Source organism: Streptomyces sp. NPDC051172 (assembly GCF_040682555.1).
Lineage (GTDB): Bacteria > Actinomycetota > Actinomycetes > Streptomycetales > Streptomycetaceae > Streptomyces.
Map to the genome: position 1 here is coordinate 1 of NZ_JBFBBE010000293.1, position 2,012 is coordinate 2,012.

Genomic DNA, 2,012 nt, shown 5'->3' on the forward strand with positions numbered 1-2,012 from the left:
AGCGAGCGCAGGCTGAGCCGGCCGCCGGCGATGCAGCCGACGAGCCCGACGAGGGCCGCCATCCGCACCCACCGGCGCAGCCACTCCAGGTCCGGGATGCCCTGGGACACGGAGACGATCGCGAGGAACAGCAGCACGGCGGCGGCGAGCACGGCGGTCAACCCGAGGGCGGAGACATCGCGGCGGGACCGCCGGCACAACGCCAGGGCCAGCAGCAGGAGCATGCCCGCCTCGTTCAGCGGGAGCGCCACGGGGCCGAGGGGGACGCCGAACGCCTCCATGGCCAGGAGGGCACCCAGCAGCAGTTCGGGGATCCGCAGGGGCTCGCGCGGGACGGCGGCGTCCGGACCGGCCGACCACGCGGAGGTGCCGCGGGCGGCGGCGCGGGCGTGCTTCTCGCGCTCCGCCTGCAGGGCCACGTAGCGGGGATCGGAGGACCGCGGTCCGTGCGCGTCCTGCCCCACCGTCATGACCGCTCCTCCGTCGCCCTGCCGGGGCGCGTCTCCGCCCCACGCTCAGCGTAGACGAGTGCAATGGAATGGGCTGTCCCGCTTGTTAGAGTGAGCTGAGTCGCTGCCCTTCGATCCTGGGACCCCATGAACGTCATCGATTTCCTCCGTGTGCTGCGTGCGAACCGCCTGGTGATCCTGGGGTGTGCCGCCCTGGGCCTGGCGCTGGGGCTCCTCTACTCGCTGCTGCAGCCCACGCTGTACACCGCGACCTCGACCGCGTTCGTCACGGTGGAGGGGGAGGCGAGCATCTCCGGCACCGAGACCGCCCAGACCCGCGCCCAGTCCTACATCCCGCTGATCAACAGCCGCACGGTCCGTGAGCGGATCGCGGCCGAGGGCTTGGACACCGTCGGAGCGACCATGAGCGCCGCCCTGGTGCCGAACTCGAACCTCATCACGGTGTCTGCCGTGGCCCCCGATGCGCAGCAGGCCGCCGCGCTGGCCAACGGGGCGCTCGTGGCGACCGCCGACGTGGCGAACGAGCTCGATCCGACGTCCAACGTCACGGTCACGGCCATGGAGGACGCCCTCGCGCCGGCCGCGCCCTCGAGCCCGGACCGCGTCCGCCACCTGCTGTACGGCCTGGGCGCAGGTCTCGTCCTCGGTCTGGTCGTCGCGTTCCTGCGGCGGCTGCTGGACGTCAACGTGCGGACGACGACGGACGCCCAGGTGGCGGGCGGGGCGGGCCTGCTCGGCGCCATCCCCCTGGATCCCAGCATGAAGGCGGAACGCACGGCGCCGATGGCGCCCCTCTCCCCCCGCGCGTCGGAGGCGGTGCGCCAGCTGCGCACCAATCTGCGGTTCGCTGCGGTGGACGATCCGCCCCGCACCATCGCGTTCACCAGCTCGAACCCCGGCGAGGGCAAGTCGACGGTGATCGGCAGCCTGGCCCTGACCGTGGCGGCCGCCGGCCAGCCGGTGATCCTCATCGACGCCGATCTGCGTCGCCCCCGCCAGGCCCTGCAGTTCGGCGTCGACGGCCGTGTGGGCCTGTCCGAGGTCCTCAACGGGGACGTCGCCCTCCAGGACGTGCTGATCCCCGTGGGTGAGGACGGGCTGCTCCTCCTGCCTGCCGGCCGCACCCCTCCGAACCCGTCCGAACAGCTCGGCTCCGAGCGGATGAGGGACCTGCTCACCGCCCTCGCCGAGACGCACATGGTGCTCGTGGACGCCCCGCCCGTGCTGCCCGTCACGGACTCCACCCTGCTCGCCGCGGCGGTGGACGGCACCGTCCTGGTGGTCCGCCACGGCAAGACCCGCAAGGAGCACCTCGAGGTGGCCCGGGACATGCTCGCGGGCGTCAACGCCCGGGTGCTCGGCGTCGTGCTCAACGGCACCCCCGCCTCCGGTGTGGGCTCGGACTACTACGGCGGGGGCTACGGCGCGGACGGCGGAAGCTACGACGTCTACTACCAGGCGCCCCAGGACGCCGCCGACGCCGCGGCCGACGCGTCGCGACGCTGACCGCGCCCGACCACAGGGCCAGGTCGTCGCACCGAC

General features: G+C 73.4%; 2 protein-coding genes. One reads left to right on the forward strand and one right to left on the reverse strand.

Features of this window, described 5'->3' with window-relative positions; translation table 11 throughout:
* Positions 1 to 470: hypothetical protein (locus tag AB0N07_RS50450; protein ID WP_365847665.1), on the reverse strand; the 470-nt coding region annotated here is incomplete at its 3' end.
* Positions 471 to 596: 126 nt separating this feature from the next.
* On the opposite strand from AB0N07_RS50450, the gene AB0N07_RS50455 reads away from it, so the two are divergent.
* Positions 597 to 1,976, forward strand: a complete 1,380-nt coding sequence (locus tag AB0N07_RS50455; protein WP_350747443.1) for a polysaccharide biosynthesis tyrosine autokinase — start codon at positions 597 to 599, stop codon at positions 1,974 to 1,976.
* The last annotated feature ends 36 nt before the right edge of the window (positions 1,977 to 2,012 follow it).